This window comes from Paenibacillus oryzae (assembly GCF_001675045.1).
Classification (GTDB): Bacteria; Bacillota; Bacilli; order Paenibacillales; family Paenibacillaceae; genus Pristimantibacillus; species Pristimantibacillus oryzae.
The window spans coordinates 38,555-57,700 of the sequence record NZ_LYPA01000048.1 but is presented as its reverse complement, the minus strand read 5'-3'; the positions used below and the strand labels follow the sequence as shown (position 1 = coordinate 57,700).

The following is a 19,146-nucleotide window of genomic DNA, read 5'->3' as shown; positions in this document are numbered from 1 at the left end:
GGATCAGGGTTTGATTTAGGATTCTGGTTGGAATGATCATCCATTATTATTTTCCTCCTTTGACATGTCGAATCTAGAAGTATTCATACGAATAATAGCAAAAAACGTTCCTGCAATGCTGTAAAAATAATAACAGAGATACTCATGGCTTACAACAAAAACCATGTATAAACAGCAGTTTTCCGTTTCCGTTCCATTTGGCAGGCGGCGTAAACAGCTTTGTCGCTTCAAGTGTATGCGGGTTTTAGAGCAGTTATGAAGCCGGCAGCTTTAAGTCAGGACTTGGCAATTGGAGCTGTATAGAGTTCCCTATTTATTTATTTCTTTGTTTGAGTTAAGATGAATGTTATGGATTGGGCAGGTGCAACATTAAAATACTATAAACCGCCGAATTTGGGCGGTTATTTTTGACCAATCATTTCCCCCCTTTTCACCCATTGCGAAATCTGCTCCTGACGGAGTTTGAAGATATACCCAAGCTTAAGGGAGAGTGATTAAATTGATTGCTATATTGAACGGATACCGCAAAGCTCCGTTTTGGACTGTTTTTATAATCATTATGCTTAAGATATGCCTGTTCCGGCAATTTACATTTGGAGGCATTGATTACGGAAGACTGCTGGCTGATGCAGCCGCAATTTTGACCTTGCTATGCGTAGTCGAGCTGGTGACGACTAAAATATGGAAGGGCGTTGCATTTACATTTTTTAATGCGTTGATATCCTTTCTGCTGTTTGCATGCTGTGTCTATTTCTCCTTTTTCGGCAGCATACCAACTTATACGGCTTTATATGGATTGGATCAGGTCGGACAAGTTAAAGATAGCGTTAATTCTGCCATCCAACTTAAATATTACATCTTGTTTGCCGATCTTGCCGTATTAGCCGTCGCATACTTCGTTTCTTTGATTTTCCTTAAAGTGCCAAAGGGCGAATACCAGAGGGCGGCAAAGCCGCTTTATGTCGGAATCGGGCTGGCGGTTTCACTTATAGCCTCCGTCCTTTATATCCGCAGTGATCTGGACATTTCCAATGAGCTGGTTCAAGCCGAGCGCTTGGGCGTTTTGAATTATCAGGTAGCGACGGCGATTAATGAAAGTAAAGTCAATAGCGCCATCAAGGGCGCTACTGCCGGGGAGACGCAATCGACGCTGGAAGAGCTGGAGCAAGGCTTGAACGGAGCGGGCGGACCTGTCGAGGCGGGAACCCCGAACTATTTTGGCGTTGCCAAAGGGATGAACGTCATCGTCATTCAAATGGAGTCCTTTCAAAATATGATGATCGGCCTGGAGGTTGATGGTCAGGAAGTGACGCCTGTGCTGAATGAGCTTATTAATACCGAAGCTTTTTATTTTCCGAAAGTCTTTCAGCAGATCGGTCAAGGCAACACCTCTGACGCAGAATTTATATCCAACACAGGTATTTATCCAACGGGAGCAATTGCCATGTCAAAAGGGTACGGCGACCGCGAAATACCAAGCATGCCTCGCCTTTTGGCAGAAAGGGACTACGTTTCCAATACATTTCATGTCAACGACGTAACCTTTTGGGACCGCAATAATCTTTACCCTGCTCTTGGTTTTACGAAGTATTATGATCGCCCTTCGTTTAATAACGACAAGTTTAACGGCTTTGGCGCATCCGACGAAGAGATGTATCGCGTAGGTATGGAAAAGCTGGTGGAGCTGAAAAATGAACAAAAACCATTTTATGCGCAATTCGTTACGACCTCCAGCCATCATCCCTTCTGGGTACCGTCCAAGTTTTTGAATATAAAGGTGCCGGCTTCGCTTAGCGGCAAGCAATTGGGCCATTATGTGTCAGCCATCAATTATACCGACAAGGCAATTGGCGGCTTGATTGAAGAGTTAAAAGCAAACGGCATGTGGGACAATACGGTGCTGGTTATATACGGTGATCATTTTGGCATGCAGACCAAAGAAAATGACCCCGAATGGGTCAAGGAAGTTCTGGGCGTCAATTATAATGAACAGATCAGCCGCTTCAACATTCCGTTCATCGTGCGCGTTCCTGGCGTAGACGGGAAAACGATGGAGGGTGTAGGCGGCCAGGTGGATATGATGCCTACGCTTGCGAATCTGCTGGGCATATCGCTCAAGGAAGAAAATCATACTGTGTTTGGCAAGGATCTGCTGAATACAAAGCGTAATGTCATAGGCATGCGGTATTATATGCCGACGGGATCGTTTTTTAACGACGACATTATGTTTGTTCCGGGCAAAGGCTTTGAAGACGGCACGGCAATTGATTTGAAAACATTCGAGCCTGTCGAGGATTTCAGCCAATATCGGGCCGATTATGATTATGTGCTTGAATTAATGAAGCTGTCCGATGCATACGTCAAGATGCTGCCTGCCCGCACGGTAACGGAAGGGCAATAAGACCGATAGAACAGTAACGCTATGACGGTATGCTGAAAAATAGATTAGAGCGGCGGGAACGCCTCCTTCATCGTTTTGCGGTGGCAGGGAGGCGTTCTTGTATGTATGCGAAGGGGTGTAGAAATGAAGCACGAAGACAGCTGGCAAGGCAGATTGCTGCAGTTCTGCAAAGTATTTTGGCCAATTCTCGTTACTCAGATTGGATTATGCGCCATGAATCTTGCGGATACTATCATGTCAGGGAGAGCAGGCACAGACGATTTGGCCGGGGTAGCGATAGGATCGGGTCTTTGGATGCCCGTCATTACCGGTTTTACCGGTATCTTGGTCGCTATTATGCCGATTGTTTCACAGCTTACGGGAAGCGGGCGGCAGCAAGAAATCCCGCAAAAAATCATGCAGGGCTTGTACGCCTCCATTTTTATTTCCTTGATTATCGGAGTATTGCTGCTGCTGGTTTTCCCGCCAATATTGGAGCTGATGAGCCTTGAAGCCGGAGTTAGGCATATCGCTTATCACTATATGATCGGGCTTCTTATAGGTATTGTCCCATTATTTGCTTTTACCGTGCTGCGTAACTTCATCGATGCGCAAGGGTATACGTTTGTATCCATGCTGGTGACGCTGTTTGCGGTTCCCTTTAATGTCTTGTTGAATTATGGCCTTATTTTTGGGAATCTTGGCATGCCGCGGCTAGGAGGCATCGGGGCTGGTTATGCTACCACTATTACGTATTGGCTTATCCTGATTATTAATATCATATTGTGCGTCAAGCTTCCCGCCTTGGCAAAGCATCGTCTGTTCCTAAGCTGGCCCAAACCTTCCCTGAAGGCTTGGAAGGAGCTTTTTAATATCGGCGTACCAATCGGATTGTCGATTTTTTTCGAGGTCAGCCTGTTCTCGGTGGTTACCTTGATTGTGGGCGGACTATACAACAAAGTGACGGTTGCCGCCCATCAGATAGCCTTAAATTTCTCGTCTCTCGTTTTTATGATTCCCCTCAGCATCTCTATGGCATTAACCATTGTGGTTGGTTTTTCGGTTGGAGGCGGGCGGATTGACAATGCCAAACGGTACGCCTTGCTTGGCGCATTTGGAGGCATCGGGTTTATGGGGCTTTGCGCCATTTTTATGTATTTCAATCGTGAGGGTATTGTCGCTATTTATACGAATGACGCCGAGGTAGCGGTGCTGGCTGTTCAGTTCCTGCTGTTTGCCATTATTTATCAGCTTTCAGATGCCGCGCAGGCGTCTCTGCAGGGCGTGTTGCGAGGATATAAGGATGTTCGGGCAACATTCCTTATTGCTTTCGTATCCTATTGGCTGATCGGCATGCCTGGCGGTTATGTCCTGTCTGTTGCAACCGAAATGGGACCGTTCAGTTATTGGGTCGGAATCATCATTGGATTAACGTGCGCCGCTGTCGGCTTTATGCTGCGGCTTCGAAGCGTTCAGCGTCGTGCGGCATTGTCTGGCATAGCGGCAGGTTAAGCTTGCAAAAAAACAACAACGCCGCGTTTGTCTGAGCGTTCACCTCTTGGTAACTTCGCCCATATGCTGGTAAAAAAAGAGGTGCTTCCATTGTACAGCTATTATCCCGCTTATGGTTATTATTCGTCGTACGGCCACTACGCGCCGCGCCAGGACTGGCAATGCATGTGGACCCCGTCCAAAGTAGAGTTAAACCGTTCCGTGCGGTCGCTCTGGGATAAGCGATGAGATTCAAAAGCAGGCGCTTATGATGGCGGATACTATTACAAACGGGATCATTCGCCAGTTTCCTTGGAGCTTTAATGGCTGATGGCCGAAAATGTCCGTAAGGCAAGACGTAATCGGCAATGGAAGGGACCTATAGGCTCTAGCTTCGATTAGTAACGGAAAGGGGTCGGCAAGGCGGTTTTTTAACTGCCTTGCCGGCCTTTTTATAGTTATGGCTTTACTCCATGCATCTGGACGATATAATGTAAATGTCCGCGCGACAGCAGCCGGCTGTTTATTTTTTTGTAAAAGACGGCGCATATGAAGAAACAGGGTGATCGGATCTATGCTTAAATTTAATTTATTCCGTAAAATGATGGCTGTTATTCTTCTTATGCTTATTCCCATAATGGGGCTGTACATTTATTCCAATCAGATTGGAACTAACGTGCTGCGAGCCGAGCTTCATGAATCCAGCCGGAGCCAGCTGCAGTTTTTTCAGCATCAGGTGGATACGACCATTCAATCCATCAGCCTATGGCCCAACCTGCTGCTGCATGATCCCGATATTTCGGAGCTTAAAGATTATTTTCAGCAGACAAGCCCTTATCTGGACCTGGACACCATGGTGCTAGTCAAGCGTATTCAACAAAAGCTGAGCGCTCAGCAAAGCTCGCTGAACTGGATAAGCCGGTTAATCATCTATTCGCCGTCGCTGGGACGGGCCATAACGGCAAGCGACGTATACACATATGATTTTGCCGATGTAAAACAAAGGCTAAAGCAGGGATGGCAGGTTCGCACAGCCGAAAAAAACGGCGAGACAAGCCATTATTTTTCGCTTATTACGGTATCGCCGCTATCCTCCTTTCACCAGCCGGAAAAAGCCAATTTGATCATCGAGGTGGAATTCGACAGCAGCAATATTGTTCGTCTGCTGGATACATTTCGCGGGGACGGACAGCGCGACCCCTTTTATTATAAGGAATCGGAAGGGGTCATTAAAAACGGATTATCGGATTCTGTCCTGATCGGCAAGCTGGCGGCTAGCCTGCTGGAGGGAGCGGAGGAGCCGCCGCAGAACGCGGTTGCAAAAATAGACGGCCAATCCTTTCTGGTCAATGCCCAGCTGTCGGATACAACGGGCTGGATGCTGGTGGATTACGTTCCGTTATCCGATGTTACGCTGCCTATGAGAAAATCCAGCTTGCTGTTCTACATCTCCGCCGCGGCGCTGTTACTGATGAGCGGTATTGTAGCTTATTTGCTTTATGCGCAGGTTCAAGTGCCGATCCGCCAGCTTGTGACCAGCTTCCAGAAGCTTAAAAACGAGGACTATACCGTCCGTCTGAAGCCTAAGGGCAGCAGCGAGTTCAGCTTTTTGTTTACTCGTTTTAATTCGATGGTTGCCCAGATCCAGGATTTGTTTCAGCGGGTTTACCTGGAGAAGCTTCATGTGAAGGAGGCCCGCTTAAAGCAGCTGCAATCACAAATTAATCCCCATTTTATTTATAACTGCTTTTCCTTTATTTCCAGCATGGCCAAGCTGCAAAATTACAATGCGATTATCGCGATGTCGCAAAATCTGTCGGATTATTATCGGTATGCGACCAGACAGGAGCGGGAGTTTGTGGCGCTGGAGGAGGAATTGGAGCTGATCGTCAATTACCTGGATATCGGGAAAATGAGGATGAAGCGGCTTCATTACGAGATTACTGTGCCGCCTTGGCTCAGAAAGCAGCCCGTACCGCCGCTTGTCATCCAGCCGTTAGTGGAAAACGCGTTGCAGCATGGCATTGAGCCATGTCTGGAGTCGGGCCGAATCATGATTACAGCTGAAGAGGCCGGAGAGGGGCTGTTGTCCGTTACTGTGGACGATGACGGCAGGGGAATGTCGCAGGAAGCATTGCATGAGCTTGGGAAAAAGCTTCGTTTTCCGATGGATGGAGAAGCCGGCTACGGACTATGGAATGTCCAGCAGCGGCTGCAGCTGAGATACGGCGCGGAGGCGGGCTTGACTTTTGCCAAGTCTCCATTGGGCGGGCTTCGGGTTGTATTGACCTGGTCGCCGGAAGCGGTAAAGCTTGAGGAGGTGAAACGATGATCGAGGTATTGCTGGTGGATGACGAAAGCTATGTGACGGAAAGCTTGGCAGCAACGATTCCTTGGCGGGAGCTTGGCGTTGCCCGCGTTTATCAGGCGGCTTCGCCCGTCGAAGCGCTGACACTTTTGGAGGAACAGGCGATAGATATTCTGGTAACGGATATTCGCATGCCGGAAATGAACGGACTGGAGCTGATCGGACTAGTCAAAGAGCGTTGGCCCCATATACGCTCTCTTCTGCTGACAGGTTACTCCGATTTTGAATACGCCAAAAAAGCGATTCAGCTCAAGGCGCTCGACTATTTGCTGAAGCCGGTTAACGACGAGGCATTTATTCGCTGTCTGGCTGGCAGCATCGAAGAGCTGAAGGAGGAATGGGAGAAAGCGGACCAGTATCATCGCCTGATGTATACAATTAAATCCGACCGTTCCGTTTTGCGCCAAAATCTGATGCAGGAGCTGCTGCTCGGACGGCAAATGTCGCTCGCTGTGCTGCGCGATAAGCTGCTGCAATACGAAATAAAGGTGGAGGCGGAAGATTCTGCGCTTCTGATGCTTGTTCAGCTTGGCCGAAGCTTTACTGGAATGGACAGCCGCTCCATCGCGCTGATGGAATATGCGGTTGGCAACATCGCCGAGGAGGTTTTTGGACCGTCCTACCGGATTTGGCACAGCAAGGCGCCGCATGATTGTCTGGCCATTGTGGCCTCGGTTCCCGAGGGCGGAGACTACTCCTTGTTCCGCAAGGAAAACATCACGCGTCGCTGCCTTGATTTTCAGGAGCTGGTAAGCTCCTATTTGAAGGGGGACATCGCAATTGTTGTTTCGGAGTGGTTTACGATGCCGGAGCAGCTGGGAATGATATATCGCACGGCGCTGGCTGCGTTTTACCGTCTGGACCGTGGCGGCGCGCTGTTGTTTGTGGAGGACTTGCCCCGGCGCAGCTCCGCGGGCGGCAAAGGAATCGAGGAGCTGTACAAGCCGCCAACGCTGATTCATTGTCTTGAATCCGGTCAATGGGATGCGGCCCGTGGAAAAATAGCGCAGGCTCTTCATCGCGAAAAAGGGGAAGAGGCTTTAACCCGCGAAGAGCTGCACGAGGCATTTTTGTCGATCTCGAACGCTTTTTTGTATCTCCTTCACAAGCAAGGCATGGCAATGCAGGATGTTGATCCGGAAGGCTTCCATATGCTGCTGGACCGCAGTCTGATCAGCTCCACAGATAAGCTTAAGGCGTGGTGCGACGAGATATTGGACAGGTTGGAAGCTCTGCTTGCGGAGAGCGAAACGACCAGCAAACGGCATATGATCAAGCGGGTTCAGGAGCTGGTTACGGGCAATCTGGGAGAGGAAACCTCGGTCAAAAGCATAGCGGACAAAGTTTTTTTGCATCCCGTCTACCTGACCAAGCTGTACAAAAACGAAACCGGAGAAAGCCTCGGCGATTATATTATGCGCATGAGAATGGAGCGGGCTGTCGAGATGCTGAAGTCGAGCCATAAAAAAATATATGAAATTACAACGGAGCTGGGGTATCAGAATCCGCAATATTTTAGCAAAATATTCAAAAAGCATTACGGCATGACGCCGCAGGAATACCGGGAGAAAATGGTATGAATAACGCTATTGAGAGAAATGTGCGGCTTGTTTGGCGTCTCTTATTGCTAATCATCCTTATTTTGCCCCTAGTCGCGTGCAAGGAGGAATCGGCGGAGAAGATGGGAGAAGCGGGAGCAGGGAAGTTTGATCCCCCTATTGCCATCACAACCGTATGGGGCATCGATCCCGAGCTAAAGTTCAAAAACGGCGAAAGCATCGAAAGCAATGTGGCGACGCGTTGGGCGAAGGAGACGCTTGGCATCGACATTAAAACGTTGTGGTCCGTAACGGACTCCAATAACGCTTTTGCTACCAAAATGCGGCTTGCTTTGACCTCCGGCGGACAGCTTCCTGATGTCGTGACTATCGGGGATGCCCAATTGGCGCATGATCTCATTGACTCCGGGTTATTCCGCGAGGTTGGCTCTTTGTTCGATCAATACGCGGGAGATACGTGGAAAAAAGCGATGGCAATTGATGACACGGTATGGAACCCCTATATGCGCAACGGTCAAAAAATGGGTCTGCCCGTGCTGGACTATGCTTATAACCATGACTACCTGCTCTGGATCAGACAAGACTGGCTGGAGAAGCTTGGGTTATCGGCGCCAACAACGCTGGCTGAGCTGGAGACGGTTATGGAGGCTTTCAAATATAATAATCCGGACGGGCTGGAGCCGGAGGCGGTTATTCCCCTCAGCATTGGCTTTAAAGACACGTTCAGCACGTGGATGGGCGACCCCTCCTGGATTTTTGGCGCTTACGGCACGCTGCCGGAGCAATGGAACGAGGGAGAGAACGGCAGCCTGGAATACGGCTCGGTTCAGCCTGCAATGAAACAGGGTCTGCAGAAGCTGAAGAGCTGGCTGGCGCAGGGGTTTATTCCACAAGAGGCAGCGTTATGGGATGAGACCAAAACCTCCGAGCCGGCTGTTGCGGGAACGGCCGGCATCATTCCGGGACCTTACTGGATGAGCGGCTGGCCGCTCGCCGATACGGTTAAACATGCCCCGGATGCTCTTTGGAAGCCTTATCCCATTCCTGCGGGACCAGATGGGATAGCCATGAGACACGGCTCGTTGTTTACCAATGGCGTAACGCTGATCAGCAAGGATATGGAGCATCCCGAAGCGTTGTTCGCTTATCAGAATTATATGTTCGACCATTACGCCGATCCTAAGCCAGGCACCGTGTTTGACAATGGCTTATTCAAAAACTACGACTACGATATAGCCGATGACGGCTCGCTTCTCCGTTGGGAGAATATTCCCGGCGGTTATGTCAATTCGGGAAGGTATCTGCTTGTCCGCGATGGAGCGCGCATCCCCGATGCCCAGATCAAGGCGCTGCTGAACCTGGCGGAAGGCAAAAAGGCGGAGACAAGGCTGGAGAAGGAAGTCAAGACGGCATACGGCCTAGAGACGCCGGCGGCTGCAAAGGTTTTGCTGGAGCAGGAAAATATCTCCTTCAAAAACCGCTTTACGGGCCCCCCCACCGAAACGATGAACGTCAGGCAGGATTATTTGAACAAGCTAGAGCTGCGAGTCATGAGTGAAATCATTTATGGCGAACAGCCCCTTGAAGCCTTCGAGGCTTTTGTTGATAAGTGGAAATCCAGCGGGGGAGACGACATCACGAAGGAAGTGAATGCCTGGTACGGCTCTGTTCAATAATCCTTGTTTTTCCAATCATTTGCATCTTGCGGCGGCTTCCATGGAGGAAGCTGCCGCTTTTTTCTTTTTTGGTTTCAAAAAGTGCAGATACCTTGCTTATGTGCCATACCTGTCTTAATCCCGGACAAGTAAAATAAGATGACCAAGCGCTTATATATCAGCGCACATCTTGTGAGGAGGTAGAATATGCAACGCAAATGGTTTAAGCATATGGCGGGTTTGCTCGCAGCGGTTATGGTGGTATCGCTGTTTCCTTTGGGGGGATTAAAGGTGCAGGCCGCAACTAATGATATTGTTCCGACAAGCAATCTCAAGGTCAATGGCAATATCGCCGAGTGGCTGCTTAACGGTGAATGGCCGCAAACCCTTTCGGATAATTCGGCAGCGGACGCAGGAGGTTTGGGTTATTGGGACGGCTCGTCCATGGACTTTACCATCACGCACAAGCTGACGGGGCTGGCTCCGGGCACCTACAAGCTGACGGCCAAAACCTATGGCGACAAAGGCGAGCCGTCGGCAGGGTCGGTTATGTTTGCCCAAACGGAAGCGGACAGCTTCAGTACGCCAGTTACCTACACAGGCAGCGGGTGGACGTCCCCGCGCGATTTGAGCCTGGGCGGCATTGAAGTTGGCGCAAGCGGGGAAGCCGTTATCGGATTTACCGTAAAAGCGTCGGCCGAGCATTACGGTTATTTCAAGGATGTTGTTTTTGCCGCCGAGCATGAGCCATCGGTAAAGACGCTGCTCATTAGTCCATACGGAATCAATTTGCGTCCGGGAGCAGCTCAGCAGCTGGCCGTCAAAGTAAAAGGCCAAGCTAACTCGCCTGCTGTGACCGATGCGGTGTACAGCAGCAGCGACGAATCCGTTGCAACGGTTAGCGCAGCCGGAATCGTTACTGCCGCAGGTAACGGGGAAGCGGTTATTACCGTTTCCGGCACAATTGACGGCAATCCGGCAAACGGAAAAACATCCGTATTTGTATCGGATCAAATGCAGCGGCTGGGAGACAGCACGCTGTTTGTACAGCCTGTAGCCGAGCTTCAGGATGGCAAGCGGAACGATTTTATTATGGGCGCTGATATTTCCACTATTCTGGCGATCCAGCAGGCGGGGCGCAGCTATTACGACCTGAATGGCGTGCAGAAGCCGTTAATGGATATTTTGAAGGAAAATGGCGTGAACTGGATTCGTCTTCGTCTGTGGAATGATCCCAAGGATGAAAATGGCAACTGGTACGGCGCCGGCAATGTAAACAAGGAAGCCGTTATTGAAATGGCCCAGCAGGCCAAAGCGGCGGGGCTGAAGGTGCTGGTTGATTTCCACTACAGCGACTTCTGGGCTGACCCTGCACGGCAAAAAACGCCGAAGGCATGGGCTTCCCTTAATGAAGCTCAATTGCAGCAGGCTGTTTATGACTACACGCTGGATGTCATCTCATCCCTGGCGGATGCCGGAGCTTATCCCGACATGGTTCAGGTAGGCAATGAAATTAACGATGGCATGTTATGGCCGCTGGGCAAATCGCCTGCCGCGGCAGTCAAATACATTGATAGCGGAATTCAGGCTGTTCGCCAGGCCCAAAGCGACAAGGGCGGGGACAGAATCAAGGTGCTGCTGCATCGCGCCAATCCTGATCATGGAACAGAAAGATTAGTAGACTTTTATAGCAATTATAAGGATCTGGATTACGACGTTATCGGCTTGTCCTATTATCCGTTCTGGCATGGCTCCTTTGACAATATCCGCAAGGTGATGAACGATTTGTCCGCAACCTTCAACAAGGATGTTGTCATCGCGGAAACCTCCTATGCCTATACACTGGAGGATGTGCCAAACAATGGTCCGACGGGCCACGTATTCAATCAGGCATCGGAAAAAGCCGGCGGCTACAAAGCTACGGTATCCGGCCAGGCGTCTGCTATCCGCGACGTAATCGCGGCAGTGGCAGAGGTTCCGAATGAGCGCGGCCTCGGGGTGTTTTATTGGGAGCCGGCATGGCTTCCGGGCGCAGATACGGGCTGGGGCACCAAATATGCCGCATCGTATCAGGGAGAGGAAATTCCCGAGGACGGCGGAAGCGGCTGGTCCAATCAGGCGATGTTTACCTTTTTCGGTGAAGCGATTCCGTCCATAAAGGTGTTTAATCTGGTCCGTGGAGATGGCAGCGATTATACAGCGCCTGATCTGGTAGAGGCAGAACATGTGTCTCTTGCAACAAGCGAAGGCATTAATGTCCCGCTGCCGGGCAAAACAAAAGGTCTCTACGAGGACGGAGCTTATCGCGACATCAATGTATTGTCCTGGACTCCGGCTGAATACCCTTACGAAAAAGCAGGGACCTACAGCGCCACGGGGACATTGGAGGGTGGAGGCGTCGTGCAGGCGTCCATTGTTGTCCGTCCAAAAAACTATGTGGCGAATCCCGGCTTTGAAAGCAGCGATATGTCGGCATGGATATTGAGCAATAGCAGCCGCACTGGCGAAGCGCCTTATTCCGGCTCCTACGCTCTTCATTTCTGGAATCGCAGCTTGATCACTGCGAAGCAAATCGTAACAAACCTGCCAAACGGCGTGTATACGTTGTCGATGATGTCCAGAATTGGAGCTAATGCGGCCCCGATTGGCGAAAGCTATATGTACGCGGGGGCTGGCAATGATGTGCAGAAAACCGCATTGACCGCTTCTGGCTGGAGCAGCTGGAATCGCAATGAAATTGCAGGCATAGCGGTTTCTAACGGAACATTGGAAATCGGCGCCGTGGTAACAGACGCTATAGAAGCGGGCGGTGACTTTGACGATTGGGAGCTGATTCGTACCGGCGATCTGCCGGACAGCGGCAACCCCGGAGGTTGGCCAGTTCTTGCCGTACCGACAGGTTTGACGGCGACGGCCGGCAACGGTTATGTCGATTTGAAATGGAATGCCGTTGAAGTCGAAGGCCTTGTTGGTTACAACATCTACATCAACGGCGCGAAGCAAAAGTCGGCCGTGGAAAGCGAAGCGACGGTTACGGAAAGCGTCTATCGGGCCAGCGGCTTGAGCAATGGAACCACCTATAGCTTCCAGGTGTCCGCGCTTGACAAAAACGGCGTTGAATCTGCCTTGTCTCAGTCTGTATCCGCTGCTCCACAAGCGCCTTCGGGTGGAAATCCGCCCATTATTTTGCCGAATGCTCCGTCCTTGCCTGCAGGTAAAGTGATCAATAACCCGGAGCGGGACGCGGAGGGCAATATTGAAGCAGGTCTGGATAGCGGCGAAAGCCGTGTGCTTCTGCCAGCAGGTCTGGCCGGGCTTGACGGAAGCCGGAAATTGGTCGTAAAGACCGGGGAGCTGACTGTTGAAATTCCCGGTAAAATAATAGATTCATTGAAGCAGATGCTCCAGAACAAGCTTGCTGGAGCATATATTTCACTGGAGGCTGCTCCGCTTGAGAAAACGGAGCAAAGCAGGCTGCTAACCCTCGCAGGGACAAAGGCCGGCGCGGAGCTAAAGCAAGCGGGAACTGTAATCGAGCTGACGCTGTCGGTTATCGATCGCGATGGCAATGAAACGAAGCTAAGCGAGTTCAGCCAGCCTGTCGAGCTGAAATGGTCCGTGCCTGCGGATGCCGATACCAGCACCCTGGGCGTCTATTATATCGGCGAGGACGGTACTCTTCAATATGCAGGAGGTATAATAGCTGATGGCATAATGACAGCGAAGGTTTCGCATTTCAGCGCATATGGACTGCTGGAATACAACAAAACCTTCCTTGATGCAGGTGAGATGCATTGGGCGTTCCCCTACATCAAGGCATTGGCTGCAAAACATATCATTACAGGAAAAAGCGAAACGGAGTTTGCGCCCGGGGCGGCTGTTACACGGGCTGAATTTGCAGCTATGCTTGTTCGCAGCTTAGGTTTGACAACAAGCACTGTGGGTACATCGTTTAAGGATGTTGACAGCTCGGCCTGGTACGCGTCAGCGGTGTCTGCGGCTTCGGAGGCTGGTTTGATTAAGGGACGGAGCGGCGAACATTTTGCTCCGGAGGAGGCCATCAGCCGCCAGGAATTGACGGTTATGGTAATTCGGGCATTCGAGCTTCGTGAAGGCCGAGCTCCGAAAGCGGGCAGCACAGAGTTATTCACTGACCGTGCTTCGATCGCAGCTTGGGCGGAAAGCTCCGTTGGAGCTGCAGTCGAGCTGGGTCTTCTGGAAGGCCGCGGCAATGGAGCCTTTGAGCCGGAGGGCTACGCAACCCGTGCTGAAAGCGCCAAGCTGCTTGCATTGCTTATGGGTCTTTAACTTAGGTGCTTTAACAAATGCGTATCCGCGCTTCAAGCAAAGCTAGAATAACTTAAGCTGGCATCAATAATGCCGACTGATAACAAAAATAGCCGAAATTCCTGCATATCGGTGCAGTGATTTCGGCTTATTAAATGTTGAGATGGCATGAAGAGTTTTATTTGTTCTGTTCAAGCTTGCTGTGTCATCATTGTTGATTTGTTCATTCTAGCCCATGAAGATGTAATCTAATACATATTTTCCGTCATCTTGAACAACAAAGCAGAAGGAGATGTATGCTCCGCTGTCGTCATTCCAATCCTCAGGATAAAAACTGAAGCTAAAGGATGCGGTATATTCATCTTTGTAGTTCTCGAATATATCGAGGTCAGCCGCAGTTACGGATTTCATCGTGTTGGAATATGCGGTTATCGTTTTTGCATCATTGTCATTAAGTGTATCTTTAATTAATTCTGAGTAGGAATTAATGGAAAACTGATGCCCGGTAAAGAGGCCGTCTTTTGTTTTTGGAGCAGCCTTTTCTTTAATATAGGCATCAAATTTGCTGGTGCTTTTACTTGCAAGCGATTCGCCATATATTTTGATCAGCTTAACGGCTTCTTGTCTCAGATCACTGTCTGCAATTTTTTCAGCGTCAAAGTTAGCAGGATAGCTCATCAGGCCTTTGGAGACTGGTGCTGTCGCGGAACCGGAACTGCTGCTGCTTCCGCTTGTGCTCCCCCCAGAGGAACTGTCCAAATAGGGAATACCGCTATCGGAGCCATCAATGGATATAACCAATGTTTTGGAGTCGTAGTCAACATTTGCTCCCAGCGCGTTGCCTACTGCTCTAAGCGGTACATAGGTGGAGCCCTTGTACACAAGCGCGGAAAGCTCATTTCCGTTTACATCAGCCGGTTTCCATGATTTTCCGTTTAGTAAAAATTTAATGTTGTGATTTAGGGACGCGGAAATTTTCTCTATCCCGTTTGAGGCAACTACGCCTACAGAGCCAAAGACAAGGCTGCAAGCCAGAAGTGAAGAAATAAATACCGATTTTTTGATTTGCATGAAACGATTCCCTCCAAAAGAATGTGGTATAATGCAGGACTCTTAGCAGGGCGTTTCTGAAGACATGCCCGGTCTTGAATATTATGGAATCCCCATTTTGTAAGAGATACATTCGACAAATAACATCATATTCCTTGTTTTTATAAATACAGATTTTATAAAATACAGGAAGTTCGACAAATTTGTCGAATGATTAGCGGATATAAAGAAAATGGAGATCAATGATAATGAGAGCAAAAAAAGAGATTACTCTGCTGCTTATGATCGGGATGTTTGCACTCATCACGGTTATTAGCGTCTACCAATGGCTTACCCCTTCAAGCAATGGAGTAAAGGCTCTGAACGGTTTGTTTGATGCAGGGGAGTGGGATTTCAAAACAAACGGTTATTTGCTTTTGCGCGGGGAGTGGGAGCATTATGACAACGAATTGCTGACTCCCGCAGACTTTAGAGCACGGGGCGGCAATCCGGTTGAGGGACGAACGCTTAAAAGCGTGCCCACTGATGTGAAAGAAAGCATCATATCCGCAAATCCGAAAAAGGAAGGTGCGGCCACCTTTCGCCTTCTGATCAATGTTCCCGAGAGCGGCATATACGGACTTCGTGCCAAGAAGGTACGGATAGCCAGCCGTTTTTTTGTAAATGGGGTTGATTTGGGCGGGAGCGGGAAGCCGGCGCTTTCCGCCGAGGAATTTTTGCCAAGCAATAAACCGTATTACCAAACCTTTCAGCTGGATAAAGGAATTGCGGAAATTATCGTGCATACGGCAAATTATAATCTGCTGGGCGGAGGGATTGTTCAGGCTCCGGAATTCGGCCTGGCTGCGGACCTGGGCAAGCGCATTGACAGCGCAAGACTGGCTGACGTGGCTATATTAGCGATGCTGATTACGTTTGGCCTTTATTATGCTGGCATGTTCAGGCAGTGGGGCAAGGAACGGTACTTTATGTATTTTTGCCTGTTTTGCCTGTCAACGGGTTTGTTTGTCAGTATTGACAATGAAATTGTGGCGTTAACCATTTTTCCGCAATTGCCGTTTCCTTATTTGCAGCGGCTGTTATTTCTGCTGCCTTTTCTTTGCTTTTATTTCTTTGCCGCTTATGTCCATACCTATATGGATGAAGCCAAAGCCGTCTTGTTCAAAAGGCTGCGGGTTAGCGTGTTGGCGTTTTTGGCAGTGCTGCTTTTTTTGCCTAATGCTTATTTGCCCTCGCTATCGCCGATTGCCCTTGTGATGCAGCTTTTTATTTTAATTGTTATTTTAAGAGCGATTTTTCGCGGACGCCAAAAAGACATTCGTGGCAGCCAGCATTTGCTGCTGGGCTTTTTTTTCCTGATGGTATGGTTTATATTCGGACAATCAAGGTATCTGTTTGCGCTGGATAACCCCTATTTTATGATTGTAACGCCATTGTTGCTTCTTTTGTCGCAGGCGATGCTGATTTCCGACAGGCTGCAGGACAATTTTTTGCGTAGTGAACAGCTTTCTGAAAAGCTGCTGCAATATGACCGCCAGAAGGATGAGTTTTTGGCCAAAACGTCGCATGAGCTGCGAACGCCGTTACACGGCATTGTTAATTTATCTCAATCCTTGCTGGATAATGCGGAGCAACCCCTGCAGGAGAAGCATCGCGAAAATATTCGTCTTCTCCATCTGATGGGACGAAGATTGTCCGGCCTTGTCAATGATATACTGGACATGAACCGGATCAGACACGGACAGTTCGTTATTCATCCCTCCTCCGTTAACGTGGGGACATCGCTTCATTTTGTGATGGAGACCTTGTCAATTGTGCCGATTAACCGAGAGGTACGGCTCATTAACGAGCTGCCTTCGGAGCTGCCGCTTGTTTATGCCGACGAAAACCGGCTGAAGCAAATTTTGCATAATCTGATCGAAAACGGCCTGAAATTTACCAAGCAAGGCACGGTCAGCATAACTGCGGAATGCCGAGACGGAAAGCTGGCAATCTCTGTTACGGATACAGGTCCGGGCATCCCAGCGGAGGAGCTTGAGCACATCCTTCAGCCCTTTGGACGGCAATACGGAGAAGCCGGGCAGGATGAGGTTCCGGAGGGCCTTGGACTAGGCCTGAGCATTTCCAAGCAGCTGATCGAAATGCAGGGGGGGCAACTGGAGGTAGACTCCGAGGTAGGCCGCGGCTCAAGGTTTACGTTTACGCTTCCGCTGGATGCAAAAGCGGAGGTGGCGGCAACCAAGGCGGAGGTGGAGGGAGACGACTCGCTGGCTGAGCACAGGGATCGGATTTCCGGCAAGCTGCAATCCGCTCCGGGCGGTCTATTCCATATTTTGATTGTGGATGATGAGCTTTCTAACATGAAGGTGCTGATCGACGTTGTGTCCGCAATGGGTTATTCTTATGACGCGGTAGGTTCCGGCGAGGAAGCGCTGGATGTGCTGCAGAGCGGCCGTATGCCGGATCTGGTTTTGCTGGACTTGATGCTGACGGGCATTTCCGGGGTGGAGGTATGCCGCCGGATCCGGCTGACGCAGGGGATGGCGGAGTTGCCCGTGCTGATGCTCACCGCTTCTGGCAGAACCGGCGATATGGTGGCGACATTCGAGGCAGGCGCCAACGATATTTTGCAGAAGCCGTTTGAGCTGGCGGAATTAAAGGCCAGAATGCAGTCGCTAATCAAGATGAAGGATTCCTCCGAGCAGGCCGTCCGAAAGGAAATGGATTTTCTGCAGGCCCAGATTACGCCTCATTTTCTGTACAACAGCCTGAATAGTCTTGTAGGATTGAGTTATACCGATACAATAAAGCTTAGGGAAACCATTTATCATTTAACGACCTATCTTCGCTCTAAATTCACCTTTGTGTTCCATAGCGAGCGAATAGCCTTCGAACGCGAGCTGGAGCTGGTTCAGGCTTATGTGGCGATTGAAAGCTTGCGTTTTGGTGACAGGCTGCGAATTGTCTATGATCTGGACGACAATATTGAATGTTTAATCCCTCCGCTGACGCTTCAGCCTATTGTGGAAAATGCCGTGCGGCACGGCATCGGGCCAAAGCCGGAAGGCGGAACGTTGAGAATTACCGCGCGCCGCCGTAATGGAGCTGTTCAAATTGTTGTGGAGGACGATGGAGTAGGGATGAGCATGCAGCAAATGGAAACGCTGGAGCAGGACCGGGCTTCGGGTATCGGTTTTCGCAATGTAAACCGGCGTTTGCAAATGCTGTACAACTTGAAGCTTGAAATCAACAGCGTACAAGGGAAAGGCACCCGTGTTATGCTTCTAGTACCGGAGGTAAGCGATGCTGAAAGTCATGCTGATCGACGATGAAAAAATTGCACTGGATGTTATGGAGATTTTGTTGAATGAGATTGGCGGCGTTCAAGTCATAAGCAAATGCCAGCTTGCATCGGAGGCTCTGGCGTCTGCGGGGAAATTGCAGCCGGATATTATTTTTCTGGATATTGAAATGCCGGGTATGAACGGGCTTGATGCGGGCAAACAATTATCCGCCCTTTGTCCGGATGCCGAAATTGTATTCGTAACCGCCTATCATCAATATGCGGTGCAGGCCTTCGACGCCCGCGCGATTGACTACTTGCTAAAGCCGGTTTCCAAGGAAAGGCTGCTGGAAACGCTGCAGCGTTATGCCCGCCTGAAATTAAGACATAGCGAGCTGGAGGGCACTATTTTTCAAAAAACGCCGGAGGTGAAGGGGAAGCTCCAGTTAAAGGTGCTGGGCAGTCTGGAGCTGTACGACAAAAACGGAAAGCTGATGACCTGGCGAACCAAAAAAACAAAGGAGCTGTTTGCGTATTTGTGGCTGCATAATGGAAAGCCGGTTCATCGTTATCATCTGATGGACGAGCTATGGCCCAATATCGACAGCGAAAAGGCGCAGGCTTTGTTTCATACGACCTTGTATAGCTTGCGGAATATACTGAAGTCGGAAGGTTTTTTTGGCAAAGTGGAATTTGGGGATGAACGCTACTGGATGAACACGGATTGGATCAGCAGCGATTTTGAACGGCTTGAGGAACTGCTGGATAGAGCGGGCGATCACGCCGGAGAACAACAGATCGAGGAAATGCTGGCTCTGTACAGGGGAGATTTGCTGGAGATGGAGTATTACCAGTGGGCCGATGCCAAAAGGCAGGAGCTTCGGTTTAAATATATTCATTTTCTGGAGAAGCGGCTGATGGAGGCGAAGGGTGGAAACAGGCGTATTTTGGAAAGCCGGCTGCAGCAGCTGGAGCAGCTTTGAAAAATTTTCATGCGGGCTTTTTGGGCGTGTTCATCTTCTGCTCCACTGGCAGCTTCATACACGCCCCAGGCCAAAATAGCCTTGGCCTGA

At 49.8% G+C, this 19,146-nt stretch carries 9 protein-coding genes; 8 read left to right on the top strand and 1 reads right to left on the bottom strand.

Features of this window, described 5'->3' with window-relative positions; genetic code table 11:
- The first annotated feature begins 499 nt into the window (after positions 1 to 499).
- The 6 genes from A7K91_RS10070 (at position 500) to A7K91_RS10045 (ending at position 13,761) form a co-directional block, all read left to right on the top strand.
- The gene (locus tag A7K91_RS10070) at positions 500 to 2,401 is read left to right on the top strand and encodes an LTA synthase family protein (protein WP_068682248.1); all 1,902 of its coding nucleotides are present in this window, start codon (positions 500 to 502) and stop codon (positions 2,399 to 2,401) included.
- A gap of 123 nt (positions 2,402 to 2,524) precedes the next feature.
- Entirely contained in the window at positions 2,525 to 3,892 is a 1,368-nt protein-coding gene (locus tag A7K91_RS10065) for an MATE family efflux transporter (RefSeq protein ID WP_068682246.1), read from the top strand.
- Positions 3,893 to 4,445: 553 nt separating this feature from the next.
- Entirely contained in the window at positions 4,446 to 6,203 is a 1,758-nt protein-coding gene (locus A7K91_RS10060) for a sensor histidine kinase (RefSeq protein ID WP_068682244.1), read from the top strand.
- On the top strand, positions 6,200 to 7,819 hold the full coding sequence (locus tag A7K91_RS10055) for a response regulator transcription factor (protein ID WP_068682242.1): 1,620 nt from the start codon (positions 6,200 to 6,202) through the stop codon (positions 7,817 to 7,819). The genes A7K91_RS10060 and A7K91_RS10055 overlap by 4 nt, the downstream gene beginning before the upstream one ends.
- Positions 7,816 to 9,474, top strand: coding sequence for a type 2 periplasmic-binding domain-containing protein (locus A7K91_RS10050; RefSeq protein WP_068682240.1), 1,659 nt, complete (start codon positions 7,816 to 7,818; stop codon positions 9,472 to 9,474). Before A7K91_RS10055 ends, A7K91_RS10050 begins: the two co-directional genes overlap by 4 nt.
- A gap of 186 nt (positions 9,475 to 9,660) precedes the next feature.
- Entirely contained in the window at positions 9,661 to 13,761 is a 4,101-nt protein-coding gene (locus A7K91_RS10045) for a glycosyl hydrolase 53 family protein (protein WP_068682238.1), read from the top strand.
- A 207-nt stretch (positions 13,762 to 13,968) separates the two neighbouring features.
- Here A7K91_RS10045 and A7K91_RS10040 read toward each other — a convergent pair whose 3' ends face one another.
- Complete coding sequence (locus A7K91_RS10040) at positions 13,969 to 14,811, bottom strand: stalk domain-containing protein (protein ID WP_068682236.1); 843 nt, start codon at positions 14,809 to 14,811, stop codon at positions 13,969 to 13,971.
- Positions 14,812 to 15,038: 227 nt separating this feature from the next.
- On the opposite strand from A7K91_RS10040, the gene A7K91_RS10035 reads away from it, so the two are divergent.
- Positions 15,039 to 18,122, top strand: coding sequence for an ATP-binding protein (locus tag A7K91_RS10035; protein ID WP_068682235.1), 3,084 nt, complete (start codon positions 15,039 to 15,041; stop codon positions 18,120 to 18,122).
- Positions 18,094 to 19,056: a response regulator gene (locus tag A7K91_RS10030; protein WP_068682234.1), complete on the top strand. Its 963-nt coding sequence runs from the start codon at positions 18,094 to 18,096 to the stop codon at positions 19,054 to 19,056. Before A7K91_RS10035 ends, A7K91_RS10030 begins: the two co-directional genes overlap by 29 nt.
- Positions 19,057 to 19,146: the final 90 nt, after the last annotated feature.